The following is a 23,841-nucleotide window of genomic DNA, read 5'->3' on the forward strand; positions in this document are numbered from 1 at the left end:
ACCTGAACCAAGAGAGTCCGATGACCCAGCCCCCGACTGCCACGGTCGACCTGATCGACCAGCTCACCGGCCTCGCGCCGGGTAGCGCCACGCACGCGCTGCGCCACCAGCGCGGCAAGGTCGTGGCCGCCACGCAAGGCAGCTACGACGCCCTGTTCGACCCCGCCCTGCCTGGCCTGTCGCTGGAAGAGCGCCTGCTGGTTGCGCTGTACGCGGCACGCCTGACGCCGTCGACTGCGCTGGCGGCACACTATCGCGCGCGCCTTGAGCAAGCCGGCGCAGATGCCAGCCATGTCCGCGCCGCGGCTGAAGGCCAGCCGGAAGATATTGCCGACACGCGCCTGCGCGCCATGCTGGACTTCACCCGCAAGCTGATCAAAAAGCCCGTCGAAGGCGACAAGGCCGCGCTGCAGGCCCTGCCCGCAGCCGGCCTGAGCACCCCGGCAGTGGTCACGCTGGCGCAACTGATCGCCTTCCTGTCGTACCAGGTCCGGCTGGTGGCCGGCCTGGATGCTCTGAAAGCACTGAACGACAACGCCGCAGGAGCCCAGGCATGAGCGAGATCATCAAATCCCACGGCTTCACCAATGAAGTCCTCGACTGGAAGGCGTGGCTGGACGTGGTCGAACTCGACCAGGCCACGCCCGAGCAGGTCGCCGTACTCGAAGAGAGCCACCCCAAGGCCAAGGTCCAGGATTACTACCGCCTCCTGGTACACCAGCCCGAAATCCTGCGCCAGCGCTCCACCGCCTTCAACGCCATCATGTATGCCCCCGGCGGCATGCCCCGCGCGGAACGCGAGCTGTCCACCACGGTGGTGTCGCGCATCAATGGCTGCGTCTACTGCGCATCGGTCCATGCGCAGCGCTTCGAACAACTGGCCAAGCGCAACGATGTGATCCGCCAGGTGTTCGACAATCCCCATACCGCCGGCACGACTCCCCGCGAGCAGGCAATCGCGAAGTTCTCGATCGAACTGACTGAGCGGCCCGCCGAAGTCACTGCTGAGCAGCTCAAGCCGTTGCGGGAAGCGGGCATCACGGATGCGGAAATCCTGGACCTGATCCACTCGGTCGCCATCTTTGCGTGGGCGAACCGGCTGATGCTGAACCTGGGCGAGCCGGTGTTTCCGGAGCATTCCGAGGAGTAAGCCTGGGCGATCTGTCGAGGATCTACCGCCACCTGCCAGCGTCAGCGCATACGCTCAAGCGCGAGATCGAGACCACGCTGCTGCGCTTTGAGCCCCGGCTGCGCGCCATCGACCTGACCATCGAAGAAACCGAGCCCGGCATGCTGCTCAGCTTTACCATGAGCTGCCAGCTGCATCGGGCCGGGCTGGTGCGGTTCGGCACCCACTTCACGCCGGATGGCAGGACCCGGCTCAAGCTGCTGAAGGCTGAACGCGACCGGGATTGAGCACCAGGCGCCAGCCGCAAGCCGCGCGGGCGCTCAGCCAGCGCTGTGATGCACCGCCAGCCAGACACTGGGCTGGGTAGCATCAGTCCAGGCCACCCGGTGGCGGCAGTGGGCGGGAAGGTGCAGCCAGTCACCCGGCTTCATGGGATGCTGGCCGGACTGCCCTTCGATCTCGATGGCCGCGCTGCCGCTTAGCAGTAGCACCCATTCCGCCTCTGCACTGTCATACCAGAAGCCGTCGGGACTGGCCTGCCCGTTCGAGACGATGCGCTCGATCCGCAACCCGGGCCGTTCCAGCAGCGGCTGGAAGCGTTCCTGCGCCGCGCCGGCCGGCACATCCGCCAGCAGGTTTCCGTGTTCAGGCTGCATGCTGCCTCCGGGAAGTCGTGGTTGCGGGGCCTGTCAGTTGCCCGGCCCCGGCGCCAGTACGTCGCGCGCGCCGTTGCGGCCCATCGGCGACACCAGTCCGGCCACCTCCATCTGCTCGATCAGGCGTGCCGCGCGGTTATAGCCGATGCGCAACTGGCGCTGCACGGCGGAGATCGAGGCGCGGCGGCTGGTCAGCACAAAGCTGGCGGCTTCGTCGTAGAGCGGGTCGGCCTCGCCGTCGCCGCCGCTGTCGCCGAACAGGTCGGTGCTACCGGCCTCGGCCGGGTCGCCGGCAAGGACGGCTTCATCGTAGTCCGGCTCGCCGAATTGCTTCCAGTGTTCCACCACGCGGTGCACTTCGTCGTCAGCAACAAAGGCGCCATGGACCCGCTGCGGATAGCCGGTGCCAGGCGGCAGGAACAGCATGTCGCCCTGGCCGAGCAGGCTCTCGGCGCCCATCTGGTCGAGGATGGTGCGCGAATCGATCTTGGACGAGACCTGGAACGCCACGCGCGTCGGGATATTGGCCTTGATCAGGCCGGTGATCACGTCCACCGAGGGGCGCTGCGTGGCCAGGATCAGGTGGATGCCGGCGGCGCGCGCCTTCTGTGCCAGGCGCGCGATCAGTTCTTCGATCTTCTTGCCGGCGACCATCATCAGGTCGGCCAGTTCGTCGATCACCACCACGATCATCGGCAGGCGCGACAGCGGCTCGGGCGCGTCCGGCGTCAGCGAGAACGGGTTCGGCACTTTCCGCTCGGCGGCCTCCGCGGCGCGGATCTTCTGGTTGTAGCCGGCCAGGTTGCGCACGCCCAGCGCGGACATCAGCTTGTAGCGCTTTTCCATCTCGCCGACGCACCAGTTGAGCGCGTGCGCGGCCTGCTTCATGTCGGTGACCACCGGCGCCAGCAGGTGCGGGATGCCCTCGTAGACTGACAGTTCCAGCATCTTGGGGTCGATCATGATCAGGCGCACGTCTTCGGGCGTGGCCTTGTACAGCATCGACAGGATCATGGCATTGACCGCCACCGACTTGCCCGAGCCGGTGGTGCCGGCCACCAGCAGGTGCGGCGCGCGGGCCAGGTCGGTCACCACCGGATTGCCGGTGATGTCCTTGCCCATGGCCAGCACCAGCCGCGAATGATGCGCCTGGAACGAGGCCGCGTTGACGATCTCCGACAGCCGGATCATCTGCCGGCGCGCATTGGGCAGCTCCAGCCCCATGCAGGTCTTGCCGGGAATGGTCTCGACCACGCGGATCGAGGTCACGCCCAGCGCGCGCGCCAGATCCTTCATCAGCCCGACCACCTGGGCGCCGCGCACGCCCATGGCGGGCTCGACCTCGAAGCGGGTGATCACCGGGCCGGCACCGGCGCCGACCACGGCGACTGGCACCTTGAACTCGGCCAGCCGCTGGGCGATCAGCTCGCCGGTTTCACGCAGGCGTTCTTCCGACACCTGTTCGGCGCTGTCGACCCCGGTCTCCAGCAGTTCGGCCGGTGGCAGGCGGTAGTCGACGACGGGGCGCGGAGGCGGCGGCGCAACCGGCACCGGCACGGGCGCCGGCTGGGCGGCAGCCAGCGGCACGGTGCGGCCGACCACGGCGGGCAGCACGATACGCGGCTTGGCGGCCGGGACCGGAGCTTGATTCAGTTCAGGCGCCTCAGCGGGCTCAGGGACTTCCGGGGTTTCAATTGCTTCAGGCGGTTCTGCTGCCTCAGCAGGCTCGGCCGCATCCGGTTCCGCCTCCTCGGCGATCAGGCCGTTGCCGTCCATCAACCCGTCCGTTTCGTTGTCCTCCGCGGGTGCCCGGGCGCTGGCATCAAGAGCGCTGCCCTCTTCCATCGCGGAGCTTGCCACGGCCTGGGCTACGGCCTCGGCACCGGTGACATCCAATTCGGGCGCGGCTGCTGCCAGCGCTTCGGGTTCCCCAATGACAACGACGTGATCTCCGCTCTCGGCTTCGGCTTCGGCTTCGGCTTCGGCTTCGGCTTCGGCTTCGGCTTCGGCTTCGGCTTCGGCTTCGGCTTCGGCTTCGGCTTCGGCTTCGGCTTCGGCTTNGCTTCGGCTTCGGCTTCGGCTTCGGCTTCGGCTTCGGCTTCGGCTTCGGCTTCGGCTTCGGCTTCGGCTTCGGCTTCGGCTTCGGCTTCGGCTTCGGCTGGCAGGGTGACGGTAGCCAGTGCGTGCGGTTCTGCGTCGACGGCCATGTCCGGCGCCGAATCCGGCACAGCCGCGTCCAATTGTTGCAGTTCCGGCGCAGCCGCTTGCGGTACCACTGACTTGCCTGCCAGCGCCTGCAACTCGGCCAGCAGGTCAAGGGCTTCCTGCCGGATCGCGGCAAGCGTGGTTTCGTCGGCTTCGGCCGGCACGGATTCCGGCGCGATGTCGCCAACGATATCGGTGTCTGCAGACACCGGTTCCATGGCAGGTGCGTCGGGCGGTGCCACGACTTCAGGTTCCGGGCTGGCAACCGGCTGCGCGGGAGCGGCCACGGCTTGCGTGGCACCAGTGGGCGCCAGCGCTACGGCGGCGGCTTCGGCCGGCGCTGATACGGCGGCAGGTACCGCGACGGAAACAGCGGCCGAGGCGGCGCCCTTGCGGGAAGCCTCAGGCAGCGTCGTAATCGCCGAACGCACCAGGGGCTGCGGTTGGCGGAACGGGCTGCTGACCACCGTGCCACGCAGAGGCTGTGCCGGCCGCGGCGCTGGAGCCGGTGAAGGGGCTGCCGTCGTGGCCGGCCTGCGTGCCGCCGGCTGGGCAGGACGCGGTGCCGGTGCCGGTGCGGCGGGTGCGGGCGGCGCGGTGCGCGCCGGCTTGACCGCGCCCGGCGACTCGGCATGGTGCAGCCAGATCTCGCCAGGCTGCGGCGGGGATTCACGCGTACGGCGCGGCGGTTGCCAGGCGGGCTGGCGGCGCGCCGAGACCGCTTCAAAGCTGCGATGGCGCGTGGCGGGCGCAGTCCAGCCGGGGTTGCCTGCCGCCGGCGCATCCCGGCGCTCCGCCTCGCGCATCGGCTGGGTGGCCGCAAAGGAAACCGGCGGCTCTTCCGGCGCCGCGTCAGGCGCGGCGGCGCGTCGCGGCTTGCGCGAGAACAGGCTGCGCCAGGTTTCGCCGAACACCATCGGCGCGGCCAGCGCCAGCACGCCCAGCATCAACAGCAAGGCACCGGTCCAGCCGAACAGGTTGCCCATCATGCCGGCCAGCGCGCGGCCGGCCGAACCGCCGGCGCTCGATTCCGGATCAGTGCCACTGGTCAGCGCTTCCAGGCAGGCGCTCGCGCACAGCACGGCGAGCGTGCCGAGCCAGACGCGCAATGAGCCCGGGCCTGCCAGCCGGCGCTCGCCGGCGAGCCAGCGCGTCACCAGCCGCCAGACCAGCGGCACTATCCAGAAAGTCGAGAATCCGAACCAGCCAAAACCCATTATCGAAATGCCATGTTCAAAACTACGGGCAGCGATTGTAGCGGTTATGGCAGGCGGCGATTGAATCGGAAAGCGCAAATATTCGTAACGCAGCGCGTTTCCGGGGCGATTGCGCAACGATCCCTGTGCGATTCCGCATGCCAGCGACGCCAGACTTTGCACCATCCGGTGGTTGGCGCAGCGGCGCCGCGCTACCATGCGGCAACCCCCCGATCGAATTGCACTCCAGGCGGCCCGCCGCCTCCCCCCTCCCCCATGCCGATCCGCTACGCCAGCCTGCGCGTTCTTGTCGTTGAAGACCATCCGTTCCAGCGGGTCGCGGCCGAGGGGCTGCTGCGGCATCTGGGGGTGCAGACCCTGGTTTCCGCTGAAAGCGGCACGCAGGCGGCCGAGATCCTTGCACGCGAACCGTTCGACATCGTGCTCTGCGACATCGAAATGCCTGGCGGCAACGGCCCCGAGCTGATTGCCGAGCTGCACCGGCGCGGGCAGCGTGCCTTTGCCGGGGCGGCACCGGTGTGGGTCTGGGTGACGGCGCTGGCGGAGGACATCCTGGATTCAAACCGTGGCCTGGCGCACGCCGCCGGCATCCCGCGCGTGCACGCGCTGCGCAAGCCGCTGTCGCGCGATGCGGTGGAAGAGATCCTGGCCGATGCGCTGGTGCGCCAGCCTGCCGGCGAATCCGCCCCGCCGGCGTGGTCACCCGACGACGCAGAACTGATCGCCGCCACCCAGTCGGGCACAGACCTGCTGGTCATGCTGCAGCCCCAGCACGACATTGCCAGCGGCCGGCTGGCCGGCGCCGAGGCCCTGGTGCGCTGGCGCCATCCCGAACACGGCCTGGTACAGCCCGACATCTTTATCCCACGGCTCGAAGCGCTGGGTGCGGCCGACCCGGTGTTCTTCTTTGTGTCCCGCCAGTGCCTGGCAGCGCAGCAGCGGCTGCGCGCGGCGGGCATCCACATTGCGCTGGGCATCAATGCGTCGGCGCAAACCCTGTGCCGGCCCCGCGTGCTGGAGGCGTTTGATGCCATGGTGGCCGCCAGCGGCGTGCCGCGGCAGGCGCTGACGGTGGAGTTGACCGAAGGCTATCCGGTGCCCGATACGCTGGCCCTGTCGGTCGCGATGAACCGCTTGCGGCTGCTGGGCTACGGCGTGGCGATCGACGATTTCGGCGTTGGCATCGCCACGCTCAAGCTGCTGGCGGACCTGCCTTTCACGCAGCTGAAGCTCGACCGGTCGTTCGTTGTCGATGTCGACGGGCATGGCCAGCGTGGCGCGATCTGCCGCAACATGATCAACCTGGCGCGCGAGCTGGGCCTGGAGTGTGTGGCCGAAGGCGTCGAGACTGACGCGCAGCGGGCAGCGCTGCTGGCGCTGCACTGCCCGCTGGGCCAGGGCTACCTGTGGTCCGCGCCCAAGCCGGCCGAGGTCTTCGTCGCGGATGCCATCGACCGGGCGGCGGCAACGCCGCCGGCGTGACATGGCCCGGAGCCGGCGCTACTGCCCGGCCCGGTACGGATACTTGGCAAAGATCTGCGTCACGGTCTTGTCGATGCGCTGCTGGGCGCTGGCCTTGTCCCTGGTGTCCACGCTGCCCACCGCCACGCCTTCCCAGACCAGCTTCATCTGGCGCCGGTCGACCAGGTCGATGTTGACCGTGCCTTCGGTGTAGGTATAGACGTCGTTATAGAAGCCGTAGCCCGGCCACGGCGCATACAGCCCGCCGCGATAACCGTAATAGCCCATCATCGGCGTCGGCCCCGGGCTGACCTGGACCTTCTCCTGCAACCGGGCGTTGAAGTTGACCAGCAAGTCCGGCGACTGCGCAGCATAGCGGTAGCCGCGTGCGGTCAGTTCCCGCTGCACGGCGGACTTGAAGTACTGGGTGGTCAGGCTTTCATAGCCCTGGCGGTCGGTGCCAAGATGCTCGACGAAGCCGAAGCTGCGATAGACGCTGAAATCCGTGCTGCGGTTGTAGTCGGTCTTGATGTCGGGCACGCTGGCGCAGCCTGACAGGACCAGCGCCGCGGCCACGACCGGAAAGAGCTGCCGGAAGGGTTTCACGATACATCTCCATGAGTCCACGGCAGCGCGCACATGCACTCATGCAGCCACGCGCAAGCGCCACCGGCGCCGGAACGCCGGCGCACCGTACGCCATCTGACCCGATGGGCTAGTGCCCTGTTCCGCAAATACCTTGCCATGAAATCGCCCAGTTGGCCGCCATGCGTCGTTGCTCGTCGTTGCCATAGCTACGGCTATGGCGCCTCCTCGCGCCTAGCCTGACGACCAACTGGACGATTTCATTTTGGCAAGCCATCTGCGGAACAGGACACTAGTTCATCTTGCCATTGATGCCGCCCACGCTGAACCGGCCCGCCCCCAGCAGGGCCACCGCTAGCGCCGCGCCCAGGAACATCCCCTGCAACTCAAGCGCCCAGCCGCCGGTATCGGCCAGCATGCCGAGCTGCTTGGTATGCACCAGCGCCACCGCAAACAGCATGTTGATCGCAGCGAGCAGCGCCGCCAGGCGGCTCCACAGGCCGATGATCAGCAGGATCGGGGCTATGACTTCCCCAATGTAGACGCCGTAGGTCAGCCATGCCGGCAACCCGGCGTCGGCGACCACCTTCGCCACAAAGCCCATGCCGGACGCACCGGTCAGCTTGGCGATGCCGTGCATCAGGATCAGCACGCCAAGCACGATGCGCAGCAGCGCCTTGCCCAAGTCCTGGGAACCCTGAGAGCCACCCATGGCCGTTCTCCTTGCCGTTGTCTGTCGAGTTGGTTGTCGAAGCCAAGCGCCTTTACCCTCACGCGCGAGGTTCGCCCCCTGTACCTTAGTGCGAGGCGGCGTGAAGGTAAAGCCGCAAATACGAGACTGCCTTCTGGCCGGGATGCGACCGGCACACCACCTCGCCGATCCCGCCACGCCGCATCCGGGAGGCTTGCGCTACACCACCCGGTGCATCGCCGGCTGCCGCGGCTCAAGCATGCCGGCCTTGTATGCGCATTCGGGCAGGACCTCGCCAAGGAAGTCGAGAAAGCGCCGGGTGGCAGGCGTCACGCCCTTGCGCGAGGGGAAAACCGCATGCAGCGTGCCGACCGGCATGTCGTACTGCGGCAACACCAGTTCCAGCTCGCCGCTTTCCAGCGCATCGCGGCAATACATCCGCGGCAGCATGGCCACGCCCGCGCCGGCGATCGCCGCCTCGCGCAGCAGCACGAAGTCTTCGGTGACCAGGCGCGGGTCATAGGCAATCTGGATCGAGTCGCTGCTCTTGGAGCGCAGAGTCCAGACATGCTTGCCGTCGTGCGGCGGCTGGCCCACGCCCGGCATGCCGTCCAGCGCCTGCGGCGTGCGCGGGCGGCCGATGCTGTCCAGCAGCGCGGGGCTGGCCACCAGCATCACCTGGCTTTCACCGAAGGTGCGCACGGCCAGGCTGGAGTCCTCCATGGACTCGCGCACGCGCAGGGCCAGGTCGAAGCCTTCGCCGATCACATCCACGCGCCGGTTGGTGGTCTCCATCTCGATGCGCACAGCCGGATTGGCGCGCATGAAATGACCAATGGCAGGCGCCAGCAGGATCTGGGCGATAGCGATCGGGCAGCTCACGCGCAGCGTGCCACCGGGCTGCTCGCGCGCCTGCTCGATGACCTCGCGGGCCGCCTTGGCCTCATTGAGCATGGCGTGACAGCGTTCGTAGAAGGATTCACCAAGCGGCGTAACGCGCACCTGCCGTGTCGTGCGGCGCAGCAGCTGCACGCCCAGGTCGCGCTCCAGCTGGGCGATGCGCCGGCTCAGGCGCGACTTGGGCACGCCGGTGGCGCGGCTGGCCGCCGAAAAACTGCCGTGTTCGACCACCTGGGCAAACAGCGACAAGTCGTTGAGGTCTTGCATGGATGGCTCCGGGATCACCGTGCGGCCGCCAGGCTGGCGTTGCGCCGGTAGAACAATCATTTGCATTTTGCCTCACTACCGATACCAATGGCCAGCCGCTATCTTTCATCCATCGCAACCGCACCCTCGTGGAGAAAGACATGAACATCCTGCAGATCGATTCCAGCGTCCTTGGCGACAACTCCGTTTCGCGCAGCCTGACCGCCAGCGTGGTGGCCGACCTCGTCGCCGCCAACCCGGGCGCCAAGATCACCGTGCGCGACCTGGACCAGGACGCTCCGGCGCACCTGTCCGGCAACCTGCTGCCCGTGCTGGGCGGCCCGAAGGAAGGCCTGAACGCTGTTCAGGAAGCCGAGCTGCAGCGCACCGAGCAATGGCTGGCCGAATTCCTGGCCGCCGACGTGCTGGTGGTGGGCGTGCCGCAGTACAACTTCGGCATCCCCAGCCAGCTCAAGGCCTGGATCGACCGCATCGCACAGGCTGGCCGCACGTTCAAGTACACCGAGAACGGGCCGGTGGGCCTGGCCGGCGGCAAGCGCGTGATCGTGGTGTCGTCGCGCGGCGGCGTGCGCCAGGATGCCAATGAACTGGACCTGCACGAAAAGACCGTCGACATCGTGTTCCGCTTCCTGGGCATCACCGACATCACCTACGTGCGTGCCCACGGCCTGGCCATGGGTCCGCAGTTCCGCGAAGCCGGCCTCGCCAGCGCCCGCACCGAAATCGCGGCACTGAACGACGCCAGCCGCCTGGCCGCCTGAGGCCCCGAGGGCCGGCCGGCGCTGCAGGACGGCGCCGGCTCGCCCCGCGGACGGATCGGGTCTATGATGGATCGGGGCGCTACGGCGCCCCGCGTGCCATGGGCGGCGCGCCGGCCCCGGCTATTTGCCCGCGGCTGTCCTGCCGCCTGCAGTCATCGACCGATCCACTCCCGGGAGCCCGCATGACTTCAGCCCTGTTGCCAGCCGCCGCCCTCCATCCGCCGCACGAACCTGCCCTGCTTTCGCAGTATCGCCACGTACGCACCGCCACCGAGACCCTGGTGGCCGACCTGTCCGATGCCGATGCCACCGTGCAGTCCATGGACGACGCCAGCCCGGCAAAATGGCACCTGGCGCACACCACATGGTTCTTCGAGGAATTCGTGCTGGCTGCGCGCATCCCGGATTACGAGCCGGTGGACCCGGACTACCGCTACCTCTTCAACTCCTACTACGAGGCCGTCGGCCCGCGCCACCCGCGCCCGCAGCGCGGGCTGCTCAGCCGCCCCTCGCTGGATGAGGTGCTGGCCTACCGCGAGGGCGTGGACGATTCGATGATGTCGCTGCTGGGCAAGGCCCAGACCGACGATGAAGCGGTGCTGATCACGCTCGGCCTGCAACATGAACAACAGCACCAGGAACTGCTGCTGACCGACATCCTGCACCTGTTCGCGCAGAACCCGCTGCGCCCCGCCTTCGCGCCGGAGCTGACCGCGCCGGTGATCGCCGACCCGCGGCCCGCGCCGGACTGGATCGGCTTTGACGGCGGCGTGGTCGAGATCGGCCATGGCGGCGAGGACTTTGCCTTCGACTGCGAAGGGCCGCGCCACAAGGTCTACCTGCAGCCGTTCCTGCTGTGTTCGCATCCAGTCAGCAACCGGCAATGGTTCGAGTTTATCGAGGACGGCGGCTACCAGACCGCGGGCCTGTGGCTGTCGGACGGCTGGCGCTGGGTATGCGAGCAAGGCATCCAGGCCCCGCTCTACTGGGAGGCGCGCGAAGGCACCTGGTGGCAGATGACGCTGCGCGGCATGCATCCGGTCGACCCGGACAGCCCGGTGACACATGTCAGCTTCTATGAGGCGGAGGCCTTTGCGCGCTGGGCCGAACGTCGGCTGCCGACCGAGGCGGAATGGGAGCACGCGGCGCGCAGCCTGCCGGCGACGGGGAATTTTGTCGAGGGGCGCGCGCTGCGGCCGCTGCCGGACCGGCAGAACACCTCGGGCGCGCTGCGCCAGATGTTCGGCGATGTGTGGGAATGGACCGGCAGCGCGTTCCTGCCGTATCCGGGCTTCCGCCCCAGGGCGGGCGCCGTGGGCGAGTACAACGGCAAGTTCATGAGCGGCCAGATGGTGCTGCGCGGCGGGTCGTGCGTCACGCCCGAATCGCATATCCGGGCCACTTACCGCAACTTCTTCTACCCGCACCAGCGCTGGCAGTTCACGGGCGTGCGGCTGGCGGACGACGTCTGACTGCGCTTCAGCGCGGCGCCAGCCAGCGCCATGCCAGCCAGGCCAGCAGCACCCACACCAGCACGATGACCACGGCGGCCGCGCGATTGCGCGGCCGTTGCGCATGGACAGCCTGCCAGGCTTCGGCCCGGCCGCGGCATTCCGTCTTCACGGTCGCCGGGATCATCCGCAGCGTGAGCCAGATACCCAGCGGCACCAGCAGCACGTCGTCGACGTAGCCCAGCACCGGAATGAAATCCGGGATCAGGTCGATCGGGCTGAAGGCGTAGGCCACCACCAGCGCGCCGAGCAGCCGCGCCGCCCATGGCGTATCGGGGTGGCGGCTGCAGAACCACAGCGTCAGCAAGCTGCTTTTCAGCCCGCGCGCCCACTGGCGCAGGCGCGATCCCGTGGCCATCGCAGCCGGGCCGGCTTACCAGCCCTTGCTCTGCGGCGCGGCGGGCCGCTGGCCGCCGGGCGCTGCCGTGGGCGCCTTCAGCGGCGGCGCGGGCACGATCGGCGTCTGCGGGTACTGCTTCTGCCAGCGCGACTTCAGGCCGTTGGCGATCTCCGCCTGGTTGTAGCGCTCGGCAAAGTCGATCACGGTCATGCCCTGCTGGTTCTTCAGGCGCATGTCGGCGCCTTCGTCCAGCAGCAGCTTGACGGTCTCGATATGGCCGCCGCGCGCGGCCATCATCAGCGGCGTGGTGCCGTTGGGGCTTTCGGCATCGATATAGGCGGCATGGTCGACCAGGTACTTGACCACGTTGTTGTGGCCATTGGTGGCCGCATAGTGCAGCGGGGTCCAGCCGGTCTTGTTGATCTCGGCCTCCATCTCGTCGACCATCAGCTTGACCATGTCCAGCTCGCCTTGCAGCGCGGCCATCATCAGCGGAGTCTCGCCGGCCGGGTTGGCCTTGTCGAAATCGATGTCCTTGGCGCGGATCAGCACCGTGGCCGCCTTCAGCGACTTCTCGCGCAGCGCCAGCACCAGCGCCGGGTTGCCGCGGCTGTCCACCAGATTGGGATCGACGCCCTTGGCCAGCAGCTTCTTGACGGTGTTGGCGTCGTCGAATTCGACAGCCTTGCGCATGTCGTCGGCAGGAGCGGCCTGAGCCAGCGTGGCGGCGGCCAGCGCAAGGGCGCCGGCGGCGCGTCGGGCAAACTTCATGTTAAACATGCGATTCCCTGTCAATGTGCTTGAATAGATTGAAGAAATTTTCCGTCGTCTGCTCCGCAACCTGTTCCACCGGCACCCCGCGCAGCTGCGCGATGAACTCGCCCACATGGCGCACCCAGGCAGGTTCGTTGGTCTTGCCGCGGTACGGCACCGGCGCCAGGTAGGGCGAATCGGTTTCGATCAGCATGCGCTCCAGCGGCACCTTGCGCGCGGTTTCCTGCAGGTCGGCCGCGCTCTTGAAGGTGACGATGCCCGAGAACGAGATATGGAAACCCTCGTCCAGGGCCTGGCGGGCGACGTCCCAGGTCTCGGTAAAGCAGTGCATCACGCCGCCGGCCTCGCGCGCGTTCTCTTCGCGCATCAGGCGCAGCGTGTCGTCGGCGGACGAGCGGGTATGGATGATCAGCGGCTTGCCGGTCTGGCGCGCGGCGCGGATATGGGTGCGGAAGCGCTCGCGCTGCCATTCCATATCGGCGATGCTGCGGCCGTTCAGGCGGTAGTAGTCCAGCCCGGTCTCGCCGGTGCCGACCACGCGCGGGTGGGCGGACAGTGCCACCAGGCGCTCCAGCGTGGGTTCCTCGCCCTCTTCGTAGTCCGGATGCACGCCGACCGAGGCGTACAGGTTGGGATGCTGCTCAGCCAGCGCCAGCACGCGCGGGAAGTCTTCCAGCGTGACCGAGATGCACAGCGCATGCGTGACCTGGTTGGCGCGCATGTTCTCCAGCAGTTCCGGCAGGCGCGCGGCCAGCTCGGGGAAATCGATATGGCAGTGGGAATCGACAAACATGGGGAATCTCTATTGGCTCAGGCCACGTCCACGCGGCGGCCGACGATAATCAGGTCGCGCTCGACACCGTCGAGCACGGCGACGCGCGGCAGGTCGCCCCAGCGCGTAAAGCCCAGCGACGCGAACAGGCCCAGGCTGGGCGCATTGTGGCCGAAGATAAAGCCGAGCAGCGTGTTCACCCCGACCTTGGGCGCATGGTCGATGGCCTGCAGCAGCAGGTAGCGGCCCAGCCCCTGGCCGCGGCGCTGCGCGTCCAGGTAGATCGACACCTCGGCGGTGGCGCCGTAGGCCGGGCGGCCATAGAAGTCAGAGAAGCTCATCCAGCCGGCCATGCGGCCGTCGGCGTCCTCGCACACCCACAGCGGGCGGCGCCCGGGCTGGTGGGCATCGAACCAGGCCTGGCGCGAGGCCACGGTGACCGGTTCTGTATCGGCGGTGACCATGCGCGAGGGCACGGTGCTGTTATAGATGGCGACGATGCCCGGCAGGTCGCGGGGCTCGGCAATACGAAGTGAAAAATTCATTGAAAATCAAAATGTTGTGAGAACAACCTCGCAACGTTCATAAAGTTTGCGTGGGGCGCCCGGACTCCAGCATCTTGCCCAGGATCTCCTCCACCGCGCGGCGCAGGTTGCGCCCGTTGTCGTCGTCGGGGAAATGCACGCCGACGCCGGGGGTCTTCATCGGTGTGCCCGCCGGGGTGATCCAGGCCACATGGCCCGCGATCTGGTATTTCTGCGGCCGGTCCAGCAGCGACAGCACCAGGAACACCTGCTCGCCCAGCCGGAACGGCCGGTTCGACGGCACGAAGATGCCGCCGCGCGCCAGGAACGGCATATAGGCCGCATACAGCCCGGCCTGGTCCTTGATCGACAAGGACAGCACATTGGGGCGCGATGCCGCCCCGCTGCCAGTTGGCGCAGCCGGCGGTGCGCCGGCGACTGCTGTGTTCATGGTTGACCCCCTGAATGACGGTGCTGCTTGTTGTTATGGCTTTTTTTTGACTGCCAGGCGTACTACCGGAACAGCTGGCGGTATTCCAGGAATACCGCTTCCATCACCAGACGGGCCGCCAGCGGATGGTTCTCGCTGCGGCGATGCGCGGCCAACCGGGTGGCAAAGGCCTGCAGGCGATGCGCGTCGGTGGCCCCGGCGCAGCGCGCCAGCACGGCCCGTTCCTTGGGGAGGTACCGCGGCGTGGCGCTGCCATCCAGGCGCAGCGTCAGCAGATCGTACGTCCAGCGCTGCAGGATGCCAAGCACGGCAGGCACTGGCAGCTTCTGCAGTTGCTCAGCCGCCGCAGAGGCGTCGAAGGCGGCGGCGGCGCCCAGCTGGCCGACCAGCCAGCGCTGCAGCGGCTGCTCCTCGGCCTCGGCGGCATGCAGCGCGGTCAGCGGCGAACCGCCGGCCAGCGCCAGCTGGGCCTCGGCATCGGCCACGCCCTGCCCGCGCAGCCAGGCCAGCGCGGCCTCCGGCGTCGGGCGCTGGGCCGAGAACTGGCGGCAGCGCGACAGGATGGTCGGCAGGATCCGGTCCAGGCGGTCGGTCACCAGCAGGAACACGGTGGACGGCGGCGGCTCTTCCAGCGTCTTCAGCAGTGCGTTGGCGCCCTCGGTCTGCAGCGCATCGAGCGGATACACCACCACCACGCGCAGCCCGGCCCGGTGCGTGCCCACGCCCACGGTCTCGATCAGCGCGCGCACCTGCTCCATGCGGATGATCTTGCTGGGCGCCTTCTTCTTGCCGCCCTCGTCGGTCTCGGCCTCGGCCGCGGCGTCCAGCGCCTCGGGCCGCACCACGGTGAAGTCCGGGTGGTTGCCCTGGCTGAACCAGTGGCAGGCGGCGCACTGGCCGCAGGGCTGGCCGTCCGGCAGCGGCGCCTCGCACAGCAGCCCCTGCGCGAAATGCAGGGCCAGGTCGCGCTTGCCGATGCCTTGCTGGCCATGGATCAGCAAGGCATGCGGCAGCCGTTCACGCAGCGCGCCGAGCCGTTGCCAGTCTTCCTTCTGCCAGGGATATAGCATGTGAATCAGTGGGTTAGCGATCCAACTTCAAGTTTTACTTGTGATAGTCCTGCCATTGCGAATTCCACAATAGCGCGGCATTCACATCTATCACATCAGCCATATATCGGCTGAAAATCAGACGGTTGCGATGATTTTTTCAAGCTCATCGCGAATATCCGCAATGCTGCGGGTGGCGTCGATCACCCGGAAGCGCTGCGGCGACTGGGCCGCGCGGCGCAGGTATTCATCGCGGGTGCGCTGGAAGAACGCGCGCGATTCGGATTCGAACCGGTCGGGCGCGCGTGCCCCGGCCAGGCGCTCGCTGGCGGTTTCCAGCGGCACGTCGAACAGCAGCGTCAGGTCCGGCTGCAGGCCGCCCTGCACCCAGTCTTCCAGGACTTCCAGGCGCTCGGTGGCCAGGCCCCTGCCCCCGCCCTGGTAGGCGAAGGTGGCGTCGGTGAAACGGTCGGAAATCACCCACTTGCCGCGCTCCAGCGCGGGGGCGATGACCTCGGCGATATGCTCGCGCCGGGCTGCGAACATCAGCAGCGCCTCGGTTTCCAGGTGCATCTTGCGATGCAGCAGGATCTGGCGCAGGTCTTCGCCCAGCGACGTGCCGCCGGGCTCTCGGGTGGTGACGACGCCGGCAATATCGCTGCGTGCGCGCAGGCGGTCGGCGACCCAGTCGATATGGGTGCTCTTGCCGGCGCCGTCGATGCCTTCAAACGTGATGAATTTTCCGCGCATGGAATGCCTATTTGCCGCGCTGGTACTTGTCGACCGCGCGGTTGTGTTCGGGAAGCGAGTTGGAGAAATGGCTGCTGCCGTCGCCGCGTGCGACGAAGTACAGTGCATCGGATGGCGCCGGCGTGGTGGCCGCCGCCAGCGAAGCCAGCCCCGGCAGCGCAATCGGCGTGGGCGGCAGGCCGGTGCGGGTGTAGGTATTGTACGGGGTGTCGGCCTGCAGGTCGCGCTTGCGCAGGTCGCCGTCGAAGCCATCGCCCAGGCCGTAGATCACGGTCGGGTCGGTCTGCAGCATCATGTTCTTGCGCAGCCGGTTGATGAACACGGCGGCGATCATCGGGCGTTCGGCGGCCTGGCCCGTTTCTTTCTCGACGATCGACGCCATCACCAGGGCCTCGTACGGGGTCTTGTACGGCAGGTCGGGCGAGCGTGCGTTCCAGGCTTCGTTCAGGCGCCGCTGCATGGCACGGTAGGCGTGCCTGTACAGATCGACATCACTGCTGCCGCGCGCGAACAGGTAGGTATCCGGGAAGAACATCCCTTCGGGCGAGGTCTCGGCCGCGCCGATTGCCTTCATCAGGTCCGCGTCGGACATGTCCCGGGTGTCGTGCCGCAGCGCCGGGCTGGCGTCCACGGCGGCGCGCATCTTGCGGAATTCCCAGCCCTCGATCACCGTGACCACATAGTGCGTGACCTCGCCGCGCGCCAGCTTGCCGATGATCGACAGCGGCGTGGCGCCGGTCTCGAATTCATAGCCGCCGGCCTTCAGGTCAGGGCCGTGGCCGGTCAGGCGCACCAGTAGCATGAACAGCCGCGGGTCCATGCCGACACCGCCGCGCTGGATCTGGCGGCCTACGCTGGCAACGCCGGAATTGGGCTTGATCACCACTTCCACGGGTGACTTGTTGAGGGGCAGCGGGTGATTGGCCCACCACGCGAACGCGCCCACGGCCGCCAGCGCGAACACCAGGATGGCCAGGCCAAGACTAAGGAAAAATCGTTTCATGTATCAGGAATAGGGGCGGCTGACCGGATCCGTCGGAGGGCTTGCGCACCACCGCTTGCCACCACGTGCTGCCGGCACCGGCCGAAAATCTCATAGCCCCATATAATAACCGGCAGCCTCGCACCGACCATGCGCCGCGGCGCCGGCGCCGCTTGACGGCTCGCCCGGCACGGCGCACGACCGGTGCCTTCCCACTCCCGAATTGCCTCAATGATTGCCACGCAATGCCAGTGATGAATGCCCAAGCCCAGGAACTCGCCGCAAACCTTGAAGCGCTGAGCGGCAGCGGCGTTGTCTGCAGCCCGGCCGGGCTCGGCCTGGTCCGTGTGGCCGGCGACGATGCCGGCAGCTTCCTGCACACCCAGCTGACCAATGCGGTCGAAGACCTGAAGGCCGGCGCGGCCCGACTGGCCGGCTACTGCTCGCCCAAGGGGCGCCTGCTCGCCACCTTCCTGATGTGGCGCGATGCCGAAGGCATCGTGCTGCAGCTGTCGGCCGACATCCAGCCCCCGGTGCAGAAGCGCCTGTCGATGTTCGTGCTGCGTGCCAAGGCCAAGCTGTCCGACATCACCCCCACCCACGCAATCCTCGGCCTCGCCGGGGCCGGTGCGGCCGAGGCGCTGGCCGCTGCCGGCCTGCCCATGCCGGAGGTCGCCTTTGCCGTGGCCGAAGCCGTCGGCATCACCGTGATCCGCCTGCCGGATGGCGCCGGCCAGCCGCGCTGGCAACTGGTGCTGCCGGCCGAGCGTGCCGAGGCGGTGCGCGCGGCGCTTTCCGCCACGCTGCAGGATGCGTCGCCTGCACTGTGGGACTGGCTGGAAGTGCAGTCGGGCCTGCCCCGCATTGTCGCGGCCACGCAAGAGCAATTCGTGCCGCAGATGATCAATTTCGAACTGGTGGGCGGCGTCAATTTCCGCAAGGGCTGCTATCCCGGCCAGGAAATCGTGGCACGCAGCCAGTACCGCGGCACGCTCAAGCGCCGCATGTGGCTGGTGCAGGGCGAAGGCGAAGTGCCGGCGCCCGCGGCTGAAATCTATCGCCCGGAAGATCCGGGCCAGCCGTGCGGCATGATCGTCAACGCCGCGCCCGCGCCCCAGGGCGGCTGGGCCGGGCTGGCCGAACTGAAGATCGATGCCGCCGCCAGTGCTCTGCGCCTGGGCAGCGCCGAGGGCGCGGCGGTCACCACCGCCACGCTGCCCTACGAGGTGCTGCTGGGCGAGGCCGCCCAGGCCGCTGGCTGATACCCCACAGGACCTGCCATGAGCGATCATCTCTACGTCTATTTCCGCGTCCCGGAAGCCGTCGCCGCCGAGGCGCTGCCGCACTGGCACCGCTGGATGGAGACGGTCGCCGAAGCAACCGGAATTGGTGGTACGCTGATGCGCAGGCCGGAAACCCGCGCCGGCGTGCAGACCTGGATGGAATGCTACGCCGACGTGCCGCCCGCTTTCGATGCCACGCTGGAAGGCCTGTGGCGGCAGAGCGGGCTGGACCAATGGGTGGATGGCGAGCGGCGGGCCGAGCACTTTGTCGACCTGGACGTGCTGTAGGCGTCCCGGCTGCCGTTGGACTGAAGTACGCCGGGCGCCACTGCAGCAACCCCGGCGGCAAAGGAAGCAAAACGATGTGTCTGATCCTGGTTGCCTGGCAATCCCACCCGGACTATGCCCTGGTCGTCGCCGGCAACCGCGATGAATTCTATGTCCGCCCCGCGGCGGCCGCGCACTGGTGGCAGGATGCGCCGCAGGTGCTGGCCGGGCGCGACCTGGCGGAAGTCATCGGCGAGCCTGGCACCTGGATGGGCGTCAACGCCGACGGTCGCTTCGCCGCACTGACCAACTACCGCGCCCCGTCCGAAAAACGCACCGACGCGCGCTCGCGCGGCGAGCTGGTGGCCGGCTTCCTGCGCGGACGCGAGGCACCGTTCGAGTACCTGGACGGCCTCGCCGGCGAAGACGGCCGCTACAACGGCTTCAACCTGCTGGCGAGCGACCTGCGTGAACTCTGGTGGTACAGCAACCGCTCCGCCTCGCGCCAGCCGCAACGGCTGCGCCCGGGGCTGTACGGCCTGTCCAACGCCCTGCTCGACACGCCCTGGCCCAAGGTGCGCAGCCGCGTGGGCGCGCTGGCCGAAGTGCTGGCCGCCGACAGCGGCCAGGCCAACGCCAGCGCCGAGCCCTACCTGCAAATGCTCGCCGACGCGCGCCAGGCGGCGGATTTCGAACTGCCTTCCACGGGCGTGGCGCCGGAATGGGAAAAGCTGCTGTCGTCGGCATTTATCCGCTCGCCGCTGTACGGGACGCGCGCCAGCACGGTGCTGCGCGTGCGCCACGATGGCCGTTTCGACCTGAGCGAGCGCAGCTTCGACGCCGACGGCCGCATCGGCGACGTCAACTACCACGGCAAGCTGAACCTGCAACGCGACACCGGCATCGTGCCCGCGCCGCGCTGAAGCCCGGATTCCCGGCGTTCAGCCGGCCACGCGCTTGCGCATCTCCACGTGCGGGATGCCCGCCTCTTCGAATTCCGGCCCCACCTGCGCAAAGCCCACGCGCGCATAGAACGGCGCCGCGTGCGTCTGCGCATTGAGCACCAGTTCCGGGTAGCCAAGCGCTTCAGCCTTGCGCATCAGCGCATCCAGCACCAGTGCACCGACGCCGCTGCCGCGCGCGGACTGCAGCACCGCCATGCGCCCGATATGGCCATCCGGCAGCAGCCGGCCGGTGGCCACCGGGGTGCCGTCCTCGGCCAGCGCCAGCGCGTGCCAGCTCGGCTCGTCCCACTCGTCCCACTCCAGCTCCACCGGCACGCCCTGCTCTTCGACAAAGACGGTATAGCGGATGGCGCGCGCGCGTTCGCGGGCTTCGGACCAGGGGCAGATCAGGACGGTGACTGGCATGGCGGTGCAATCAGGCTGGTTGAATGGCAGCGCCCGAAATCCGGGCGGGCGCTCATGATACGCCAGTGCTGCGGGGCGCGCATAACGCACCAAAGTGGATCAAAGACGGCATTTCCCGCACCAGACTAGGGTTTGCCCGGGGAGGCATCCCTTTAGCAAATTTGTATGATGACCTTATTACCCAATGACCCGGAGACTTCCGTGTTCCAGAAAGTCCCAGCCCGCGCCCTCACCGACAACGTCGCCGAACAATTGCTGGACAAGATCCAGAACGGCGCCTTTGCCCGCGGCGACAAGCTGCCGACCGAGGCGGTGCTGTCCGAAGAATTCGGCGTCAGCCGCACCGTGGTGCGTGAGGCGATCTCGCGGCTGAAGTACGAAGGCGTGGTCGAGTCGCGCCAGGGTAGCGGCGTATTCGTCACGCTGCAGGCCGGCATCCGGCCGCTGCGCATCAACTATACCGATACCGGCACGCTGGAATCGGTGCTGCAGATCGTCGAACTGCGCCGCGCGATCGAGGCCGAGGTGGCCGCGCAGGCCGCCATGCGCCGCACCGATGCGTCGATGGCGGCCATCGACGCGGCGCTGGCCCGCCTCGACGAGGAAGTCGAGCAAGGCGGCGACGGCGTGGCCGCGGACGTGGCCTTCCACCGCGCCATCGCGGGGGCCACCGGCAACCCCTACTTCCTGAAGACGCTGGAATTCCTCAGCCAGTACCTGGAAGCGGCGACGCGCGTGACCCGCACCAACGAGGCGCGCCGCGCCGACTTCTCGCGCCAGGTGCGCGACGAACACCAGGCCATCGTCGCGGCGATTCGCGCCGGCGATCCGCTGGCCGCGCGCAATGCCGCGCAGAACCATATGTACAACGCCGCGCGCCGGCTGGCCCAGCTGGGCGCCGACGAAACCGGCGAGGCCGCCGATGAAGCCGGCGCCCGCGGCGCGTCCAACTGACGCGGCCAACACCATCCAACGCATTTCCCGTATCTGATTCAGGAGTCCCCTTATGTCCAGGAATATCGGCGTCATCGGCCTTGGTGCCATGGGCTTTGGTGTCGCGCAGTCGCTGCTGCGTGCCGGCTTCAACGTGCATGCCTGCGACCTGCGTCCCGAGGTGCTGCAGCGCTTTGCCGATGCCGGCGGCGTGCCGTGCGCCTCGCCCGCCGAACTGGGCAGCCGTTGCGACGTGGTGCTGACCCTAGTGGTCAACGCGCAGCAGACCGAGGCCGTGCTGTTCGGCGCCAATGGTGCCGCGGCCGCGATGCAGCCGGGCAAGCTGGTGATCGCCAGCGCCACGGTGCCGCCGGGCTTTGCCCAGGCGCTGGGCCGCCGCCTGGCCGAACAAGGCCTGCTGATGCTGGACGCGCCGGTCTCCGGCGGCGCCGCGCGCGCCGCCAGCGGCGAAATGACCATGATGACCTCCGGCCCGGCCGAAGCCTACTCGCTGGCCGAGGACGTGCTTGCCGCCATCGCCGGCAAGGTGTACCGCCTGGGCGCCGCGCACGGCGCGGGCTCCAAGGTCAAGATCATCAACCAGTTGCTGGCCGGCGTGCATATCGCCGCGGCCGCCGAGGCCATGGCACTGGGCCTGCGCGAAGGCGTGGACCCCGATGCGCTCTATGACGTGATCACGCACAGCGCGGGCAACTCGTGGATGTTCGAGAACCGCGTGCCCCATATCCTGAAGGGCGACTACACGCCGCTGTCGGCGGTCGATATCTTCGTCAAGGACCTGGGCATGGTGCTCGACACCGCGCGCAACAGCAAATTCCCGCTGCCGCTGTCGGCGGCCGCGCACCAGATGTTCATGATGGCTTCCACCGCCGGCCATGGCGGCGAGGACGACTCGGCCGTGATCAAGATCTTCCCGGGCATCGAGCTGCCGGGCAAGGCCGAATAAGAGGGGCACACGATGACCGCAGGCACCCTCGCCCATCGCCCCCATCGCCCGCTATTGGGCTGCATCGCCGACGATTTCACCGGCGCCACCGATCTCGCCAACACGCTGGTGCGCAACGGCATGCGCACGGTCCAGACCATCGGCCTGCCCGACGTGGGCGCCGTGCAGGACATTGGCGAAGCCGATGCGCTGGTGGTGGCGCTCAAGTCCCGCACCATCCCGGCCGTCGAGGCCGTGGCCCAGTCGCTGGCCGCGCTGCAATGGCTGCGCGCGCAGGGCTGCCGCCAGTTTGTCTTCAAGTACTGCTCCACCTTCGACTCGACCGATGCCGGCAATATCGGCCCGGTGGCCGAGGCGCTGCTGGCGGCGCTGGACAGCGACTTCACCATCGCCTGCCCGGCCTTCCCCGAGAACGGCCGCACCATTTTCCGCGGCCACCTGTTCGTGGGCGACGTGCTGCTCAATGAATCGGGCATGGAGCACCATCCGCTGACGCCGATGACCGATGCCAGCCTGGTGCGCGTGCTGCAGCGCCAGAGCAAGAGCAAGGTGGGCCTGCTGCGCTACGACGCGGTGGCACGCGGTGCGCAGGCCACGGCCGAGCGCATTGCCGCCCTGCGCAGCGACGGCGTGCGGCTGGCGATTGCCGATGCGGTGTCCGACGCGGACCTGTTCACGCTGGGCGAGGCCTGCGCCGGCCTGCCGCTGATTACCGGCGGCTCCGGCATTGCGCTGGGCCTGCCCGAGAATTTCCGCCGCGCCGGCCTGCTGGCACAGCGCGGCGACGCCGACGCGGTGCCTGCCATCGACGGCCCGGGCGTGGTGCTGGCCGGCAGCGCCTCGCGCGCGACCAATGGCCAGGTGGCACGCTGGCTGGAACAAGGCCGCCCGGCGCTGCGCATCGACCCGCTCGCGCTGGCGCGCGGCGAAGCCGTGGCCGACGCGGCGCTGGCGTTTGCCGCGGGTCATGACGAGCCGGTGCTGCTCTACGCCACCTCCAGCCCCGACGAAGTCAAGGCCGTGCAGGCCGAACTGGGCGTGGAGCGCGCAGGACACCTGGTCGAACAGTGCCTGGCCACGGTTGCCGCCGGGCTGCTGGCACGCGGCACGCGCCGCTTCGTCGTGGCCGGCGGCGAAACCTCCGGCGCGGTGGTGCAGGCGCTGGGCGTGCGCGCCTTGCGTATCGGCGCGCAGATTGCACCGGGCGTGCCGGCCACCGTCACGCTGGATGCAAAGCCGCTGGCACTGGCGCTCAAGTCGGGCAACTTCGGCGGCCCGGACTTCTTTGACGAGGCGCTGCGCCAGCTTGGAGGCCAGCCATGAGTACGGAAAACCAGCTGCGCGAAGAGATCTGCCGCATCGGCGCCAGCCTGTACCAGCGCGGCTATACCGTGGGCTCGGCCGGCAATATCAGCGCGCGGCTGGACGACGGCTGGCTGATCACGCCGACCGATGCCTGCCTGGGGCTGATGGATCCGGCCGCGGTCGCCAAGGTGGCCACCGATGGCAGCTGGGTGTCCGGCGACAAGCCGTCCAAGACGCTGACGCTGCATCGCGCGATCTACGACAACAACCCCGGGGCGCACGCCGTGGTGCATACGCACTCGACGCACCTCGTGGCCCTGACGCTGGCCGGTGTCTGGCAACCGGACGACGTACTGCCGCCGCTCACGCCCTACTACGTGATGAAGGTCGGCCATATCCCGCTGATTCCCTACCATCGACCGGGCGATCCGGCGGTCGCTGCGCGCGTGGCCACGCTGGCCGCGCAGGTGCGCGGCGTGCTGCTGGAGCGGCTTGGTCCGGTGGTGTGGGAATCCAGCGTCTCGCGCGCCGCGTTCGCGCTGGAAGAACTGGAGGAGACCGCCAAGCTATGGATGACGATGAAAGACACGCCGGGCTTCGCCGCCCGCGCGGCGCTGCCCGACGGCGCACTGGCTGAGTTGCGCGACGCCTTCCAGGCGCGCTGGTAACACCGCTTTTTCCCCGATAAACG

At 68.2% G+C, this 23,841-nt stretch carries 25 protein-coding genes and 2 pseudogenes; 13 read left to right on the forward strand and 14 right to left on the reverse strand.

From position 1 onward, the window contains the following. Window positions 1–20 precede the first annotated feature (20 nt). The 3 genes and pseudogenes from ACW4E8_RS04930 to ACW4E8_RS04940 form a co-directional block, all read left to right on the forward strand. On the forward strand, window positions 21–557 hold the full coding sequence (locus ACW4E8_RS04930; RefSeq protein ID WP_456803490.1) for a CMD domain protein: 537 nt from the start codon (window positions 21–23) through the stop codon (window positions 555–557). Continuing rightward, window positions 554–1,150 (forward strand): peroxidase-related enzyme, encoded by a 597-nt coding sequence (locus tag ACW4E8_RS04935; RefSeq protein WP_456803491.1) that lies wholly within the window; start codon window positions 554–556, stop codon window positions 1,148–1,150. Before ACW4E8_RS04930 ends, ACW4E8_RS04935 begins: the two co-directional genes overlap by 4 nt. Window positions 1,151–1,152: 2 nt before the next feature. Then, window positions 1,153–1,416 (forward strand): annotated as a pseudogene (locus ACW4E8_RS04940) (type VI secretion system baseplate subunit TssE); the annotation flags it as partial. A 33-nt stretch (window positions 1,417–1,449) separates the two neighbouring features. On the opposite strand, the gene ACW4E8_RS04945 reads toward ACW4E8_RS04940, so the two are convergent. Beyond that, window positions 1,450–1,785: a cupin domain-containing protein gene (locus ACW4E8_RS04945; RefSeq protein WP_456803492.1), complete on the reverse strand. Its 336-nt coding sequence runs from the start codon at window positions 1,783–1,785 to the stop codon at window positions 1,450–1,452. 33 nt (window positions 1,786–1,818) lie between these two features. Continuing rightward, window positions 1,819–5,207, reverse strand: a pseudogene (locus tag ACW4E8_RS04950) (DNA translocase FtsK 4TM domain-containing protein). Window positions 5,208–5,462: 255 nt separating this feature from the next. Here ACW4E8_RS04950 and ACW4E8_RS04955 point away from each other — a divergent pair. Continuing rightward, window positions 5,463–6,689 (forward strand): EAL domain-containing response regulator, encoded by a 1,227-nt coding sequence (locus tag ACW4E8_RS04955; protein WP_456803493.1) that lies wholly within the window; start codon window positions 5,463–5,465, stop codon window positions 6,687–6,689. 18 nt (window positions 6,690–6,707) lie between these two features. Here the strand turns inward: ACW4E8_RS04955 and ACW4E8_RS04960 are convergent, their stop codons facing one another. From ACW4E8_RS04960 to ACW4E8_RS04970, 3 genes are all read right to left on the reverse strand, one after another. Beyond that, window positions 6,708–7,274, reverse strand: coding sequence for a DUF4136 domain-containing protein (locus ACW4E8_RS04960; protein WP_456803494.1), 567 nt, complete (start codon window positions 7,272–7,274; stop codon window positions 6,708–6,710). Window positions 7,275–7,545: 271 nt separating this feature from the next. Further along, window positions 7,546–7,965, reverse strand: a complete 420-nt coding sequence (locus ACW4E8_RS04965; RefSeq protein ID WP_456803495.1) for a DoxX family protein — start codon at window positions 7,963–7,965, stop codon at window positions 7,546–7,548. Window positions 7,966–8,163: 198 nt separating this feature from the next. After that, window positions 8,164–9,111, reverse strand: a complete 948-nt coding sequence (locus ACW4E8_RS04970) for a LysR family transcriptional regulator (RefSeq protein ID WP_456803496.1) — start codon at window positions 9,109–9,111, stop codon at window positions 8,164–8,166. 140 nt (window positions 9,112–9,251) lie between these two features. Here ACW4E8_RS04970 and ACW4E8_RS04975 point away from each other — a divergent pair, with 140 nt between their 5' ends. Together ACW4E8_RS04975 and egtB are read left to right on the forward strand one after the other, a co-directional pair. Continuing rightward, window positions 9,252–9,872: an FMN-dependent NADH-azoreductase gene (locus ACW4E8_RS04975; RefSeq protein ID WP_456803497.1), complete on the forward strand. Its 621-nt coding sequence runs from the start codon at window positions 9,252–9,254 to the stop codon at window positions 9,870–9,872. 182 nt (window positions 9,873–10,054) lie between these two features. Continuing rightward, complete coding sequence (gene egtB, locus ACW4E8_RS04980; protein WP_456803498.1) at window positions 10,055–11,344, forward strand: ergothioneine biosynthesis protein EgtB; 1,290 nt, start codon at window positions 10,055–10,057, stop codon at window positions 11,342–11,344. 7 nt (window positions 11,345–11,351) lie between these two features. Here the strand turns inward: egtB and ACW4E8_RS04985 are convergent, their stop codons facing one another. From ACW4E8_RS04985 to mltG, 8 genes are all read right to left on the reverse strand, one after another. Continuing rightward, a complete protein-coding gene (locus ACW4E8_RS04985; RefSeq protein WP_456803499.1) occupies window positions 11,352–11,741 on the reverse strand; it encodes a YkvA family protein in 390 nt (129 codons plus the stop codon). Window positions 11,742–11,756: 15 nt separating this feature from the next. Further along, window positions 11,757–12,494, reverse strand: coding sequence for an ankyrin repeat domain-containing protein (locus ACW4E8_RS04990; RefSeq protein WP_456803500.1), 738 nt, complete (start codon window positions 12,492–12,494; stop codon window positions 11,757–11,759). 1 nt (window position 12,495) lies between these two features. Then, window positions 12,496–13,290 (reverse strand): TatD family hydrolase, encoded by a 795-nt coding sequence (locus tag ACW4E8_RS04995; RefSeq protein WP_456803501.1) that lies wholly within the window; start codon window positions 13,288–13,290, stop codon window positions 12,496–12,498. Window positions 13,291–13,307: 17 nt separating this feature from the next. Next, window positions 13,308–13,814, reverse strand: coding sequence for an N-acetyltransferase family protein (locus ACW4E8_RS05000; protein WP_456803502.1), 507 nt, complete (start codon window positions 13,812–13,814; stop codon window positions 13,308–13,310). A 37-nt stretch (window positions 13,815–13,851) separates the two neighbouring features. Beyond that, window positions 13,852–14,244 (reverse strand): PilZ domain-containing protein, encoded by a 393-nt coding sequence (locus ACW4E8_RS05005; RefSeq protein WP_010810001.1) that lies wholly within the window; start codon window positions 14,242–14,244, stop codon window positions 13,852–13,854. 62 nt (window positions 14,245–14,306) lie between these two features. Then, window positions 14,307–15,314 (reverse strand): DNA polymerase III subunit delta', encoded by a 1,008-nt coding sequence (locus ACW4E8_RS05010; RefSeq protein WP_456803503.1) that lies wholly within the window; start codon window positions 15,312–15,314, stop codon window positions 14,307–14,309. Between the two features lie 117 nt (window positions 15,315–15,431). After that, window positions 15,432–16,043: a dTMP kinase gene (tmk, locus tag ACW4E8_RS05015; protein WP_013956567.1), complete on the reverse strand. Its 612-nt coding sequence runs from the start codon at window positions 16,041–16,043 to the stop codon at window positions 15,432–15,434. Window positions 16,044–16,050: 7 nt separating this feature from the next. Further along, window positions 16,051–17,046: an endolytic transglycosylase MltG gene (mltG, locus tag ACW4E8_RS05020; RefSeq protein WP_456803504.1), complete on the reverse strand. Its 996-nt coding sequence runs from the start codon at window positions 17,044–17,046 to the stop codon at window positions 16,051–16,053. Window positions 17,047–17,270: 224 nt separating this feature from the next. On the opposite strand from mltG, the gene ygfZ reads away from it, so the two are divergent. The 3 genes from ygfZ (at window position 17,271) to ACW4E8_RS05035 (ending at window position 19,498) form a co-directional block, all read left to right on the forward strand. After that, window positions 17,271–18,287 (forward strand): CAF17-like 4Fe-4S cluster assembly/insertion protein YgfZ, encoded by a 1,017-nt coding sequence (gene ygfZ / locus ACW4E8_RS05025; protein WP_456803505.1) that lies wholly within the window; start codon window positions 17,271–17,273, stop codon window positions 18,285–18,287. A gap of 18 nt (window positions 18,288–18,305) precedes the next feature. Further along, window positions 18,306–18,596 carry a DUF4936 family protein gene (locus ACW4E8_RS05030; protein ID WP_013956564.1) on the forward strand — a complete coding sequence of 97 codons (291 nt, stop codon included), beginning with the start codon at window positions 18,306–18,308 and terminating at the stop codon, window positions 18,594–18,596. A gap of 74 nt (window positions 18,597–18,670) precedes the next feature. Next, entirely contained in the window at window positions 18,671–19,498 is an 828-nt protein-coding gene (locus ACW4E8_RS05035; protein WP_456803506.1) for an NRDE family protein, read from the forward strand. A gap of 18 nt (window positions 19,499–19,516) precedes the next feature. Here ACW4E8_RS05035 and ACW4E8_RS05040 read toward each other — a convergent pair whose 3' ends face one another. Next, a complete protein-coding gene (locus ACW4E8_RS05040; protein ID WP_456803507.1) occupies window positions 19,517–19,945 on the reverse strand; it encodes a GNAT family N-acetyltransferase in 429 nt (142 codons plus the stop codon). A gap of 201 nt (window positions 19,946–20,146) precedes the next feature. On the opposite strand from ACW4E8_RS05040, the gene ACW4E8_RS05045 reads away from it, so the two are divergent. Genes ACW4E8_RS05045 through otnC form a run of 4 tightly spaced genes read left to right on the forward strand, consistent with a single transcriptional unit; the run spans window position 20,147 to window position 23,818 of the window. Further along, the gene (locus ACW4E8_RS05045; RefSeq protein WP_456803508.1) at window positions 20,147–20,899 is read left to right on the forward strand and encodes a FadR/GntR family transcriptional regulator; all 753 of its coding nucleotides are present in this window, start codon (window positions 20,147–20,149) and stop codon (window positions 20,897–20,899) included. Window positions 20,900–20,951: 52 nt separating this feature from the next. Continuing rightward, the gene (gene ltnD / locus ACW4E8_RS05050; RefSeq protein ID WP_436221565.1) at window positions 20,952–21,845 is read left to right on the forward strand and encodes an L-threonate dehydrogenase; all 894 of its coding nucleotides are present in this window, start codon (window positions 20,952–20,954) and stop codon (window positions 21,843–21,845) included. 12 nt (window positions 21,846–21,857) lie between these two features. Beyond that, the gene (otnK, locus tag ACW4E8_RS05055; protein ID WP_456803509.1) at window positions 21,858–23,168 is read left to right on the forward strand and encodes a 3-oxo-tetronate kinase; all 1,311 of its coding nucleotides are present in this window, start codon (window positions 21,858–21,860) and stop codon (window positions 23,166–23,168) included. Further along, a complete protein-coding gene (otnC, locus tag ACW4E8_RS05060; protein WP_316149340.1) occupies window positions 23,165–23,818 on the forward strand; it encodes a 3-oxo-tetronate 4-phosphate decarboxylase in 654 nt (217 codons plus the stop codon). The genes otnK and otnC overlap by 4 nt, the downstream gene beginning before the upstream one ends. Window positions 23,819–23,841 lie beyond the last annotated feature (23 nt).

It is taken from the genome of Cupriavidus sp. CP313 (assembly GCF_054072015.1).

Excerpts from the sequence above, each read along its gene's own strand:
- otnK (WP_456803509.1), top strand. The coding sequence starts at position 21,858 with ATGACCGCAGGCACCCTCGCCCATCGCCCCCATCGCCCGCTATTGGGC.
- otnC (WP_316149340.1), top strand. The coding sequence starts at position 23,165 with ATGAGTACGGAAAACCAGCTGCGCGAAGAGATCTGCCGCATCGGCGCC.
- tmk (WP_013956567.1), bottom strand. The coding sequence starts at position 16,043 with ATGCGCGGAAAATTCATCACGTTTGAAGGCATCGACGGCGCCGGCAAG.
- ygfZ (WP_456803505.1), top strand. The coding sequence starts at position 17,271 with ATGCCAGTGATGAATGCCCAAGCCCAGGAACTCGCCGCAAACCTTGAA.
- ACW4E8_RS04955 (WP_456803493.1), top strand. The coding sequence starts at position 5,463 with ATGCCGATCCGCTACGCCAGCCTGCGCGTTCTTGTCGTTGAAGACCAT.
- ACW4E8_RS05005 (WP_010810001.1), bottom strand. The coding sequence starts at position 14,244 with ATGAACACAGCAGTCGCCGGCGCACCGCCGGCTGCGCCAACTGGCAGC.
- ACW4E8_RS05035 (WP_456803506.1), top strand. The coding sequence starts at position 18,671 with ATGTGTCTGATCCTGGTTGCCTGGCAATCCCACCCGGACTATGCCCTG.
- ACW4E8_RS05000 (WP_456803502.1), bottom strand. The coding sequence starts at position 13,814 with ATGAATTTTTCACTTCGTATTGCCGAGCCCCGCGACCTGCCGGGCATC.
- ACW4E8_RS05030 (WP_013956564.1), top strand. The coding sequence starts at position 18,306 with ATGAGCGATCATCTCTACGTCTATTTCCGCGTCCCGGAAGCCGTCGCC.
- ACW4E8_RS05040 (WP_456803507.1), bottom strand. The coding sequence starts at position 19,945 with ATGCCAGTCACCGTCCTGATCTGCCCCTGGTCCGAAGCCCGCGAACGC.
- ltnD (WP_436221565.1), top strand. The coding sequence starts at position 20,952 with ATGTCCAGGAATATCGGCGTCATCGGCCTTGGTGCCATGGGCTTTGGT.
- ACW4E8_RS04995 (WP_456803501.1), bottom strand. The coding sequence starts at position 13,290 with ATGTTTGTCGATTCCCACTGCCATATCGATTTCCCCGAGCTGGCCGCG.
- ACW4E8_RS04990 (WP_456803500.1), bottom strand. The coding sequence starts at position 12,494 with ATGAAGTTTGCCCGACGCGCCGCCGGCGCCCTTGCGCTGGCCGCCGCC.
- ACW4E8_RS04945 (WP_456803492.1), bottom strand. The coding sequence starts at position 1,785 with ATGCAGCCTGAACACGGAAACCTGCTGGCGGATGTGCCGGCCGGCGCG.
- ACW4E8_RS05010 (WP_456803503.1), bottom strand. The coding sequence starts at position 15,314 with ATGCTATATCCCTGGCAGAAGGAAGACTGGCAACGGCTCGGCGCGCTG.
- egtB (WP_456803498.1), top strand. The coding sequence starts at position 10,055 with ATGACTTCAGCCCTGTTGCCAGCCGCCGCCCTCCATCCGCCGCACGAA.
- ACW4E8_RS04965 (WP_456803495.1), bottom strand. The coding sequence starts at position 7,965 with ATGGGTGGCTCTCAGGGTTCCCAGGACTTGGGCAAGGCGCTGCTGCGC.
- ACW4E8_RS04935 (WP_456803491.1), top strand. The coding sequence starts at position 554 with ATGAGCGAGATCATCAAATCCCACGGCTTCACCAATGAAGTCCTCGAC.
- mltG (WP_456803504.1), bottom strand. The coding sequence starts at position 17,046 with ATGAAACGATTTTTCCTTAGTCTTGGCCTGGCCATCCTGGTGTTCGCG.
- ACW4E8_RS04975 (WP_456803497.1), top strand. The coding sequence starts at position 9,252 with ATGAACATCCTGCAGATCGATTCCAGCGTCCTTGGCGACAACTCCGTT.
- ACW4E8_RS04985 (WP_456803499.1), bottom strand. The coding sequence starts at position 11,741 with ATGGCCACGGGATCGCGCCTGCGCCAGTGGGCGCGCGGGCTGAAAAGC.
- ACW4E8_RS04970 (WP_456803496.1), bottom strand. The coding sequence starts at position 9,111 with ATGCAAGACCTCAACGACTTGTCGCTGTTTGCCCAGGTGGTCGAACAC.
- ACW4E8_RS04930 (WP_456803490.1), top strand. The coding sequence starts at position 21 with ATGACCCAGCCCCCGACTGCCACGGTCGACCTGATCGACCAGCTCACC.